The sequence below is a fragment of the Paenibacillus sp. An7 genome, from assembly GCF_009870785.1.
GTDB lineage: Bacteria > Bacillota > Bacilli > Paenibacillales > Paenibacillaceae > Paenibacillus.
In genome coordinates this window covers 1-742 of the sequence record NZ_WTWX01000075.1, presented here as the reverse complement: position 1 = coordinate 742, position 742 = coordinate 1, and the positions used below count along the sequence as shown (strand labels likewise).

Below are 742 nucleotides of genomic sequence, written 5' to 3'. Positions count from 1 at the left end.
ACTCTGCGCCGAAAATGTAACGGGGCTAAACACACCACCGAAGCTATGGCTTGATGCTTTGCATCAGGGGTAGGGGAGCGTTGTATGCCGGGTTGAAGGTAGACCGGAAGGACTGCTGGACTGCATACAAGTGAGAATGCCGGTATGAGTAACGAAAAGATCAGTGAGAATCTGATCCGCCGAAAACCTAAGGGTTCCTGAGGAAGGCTCGTCCGCTCAGGGTAAGTCGGGACCTAAGGCGAGGCCGAAAGGCGTAGTCGAAGGACAACAGGTCGAAATTCCTGTACCACCGTAAATCGTTACGAGCGATGGGGGGACGCAGTAGGGTAGTGACGCAGACTGATGGATGTCTGTCCAAGCAGTGAGGCTGATGTGTAGGCAAATCCGCACATCGTAAGGCTGGGCTGTGATGGGGAGTGAAAATTACAGTAGCGAAGGTCATGATCTCAGACTGCCAAGAAAAGCCTCTAGCCAGATGAAGGTGCCCGTACCGTAAACCGACACAGGTAGGTGAGAAGAGAATTCTAAGGCGCGCGGAAGAACTCTCGTTAAGGAACTCGGCAAAATGACCCCGTAACTTCGGGAGAAGGGGTACCCCGGTAGTGTGAATAGCACGAGGGGGTCGCAGTGAAAAGGCCCAAGCGACTGTTTAGCAAAAACACAGGTCTGTGCGAAGCCGCAAGGCGAAGTATACGGGCTGACGCCTGCCCGGTGCTGGAAGGTTAAGGGGAGTGGTTAGGAG

The 742-nt window shown here is 53.9% G+C and carries 1 rRNA gene; it reads left to right on the top strand.

Going from position 1 to position 742, the window contains the following annotated elements:
- A 23S ribosomal RNA gene (locus GQY27_RS21205) occupies nucleotides 1-742 on the top strand; the annotation flags it as partial.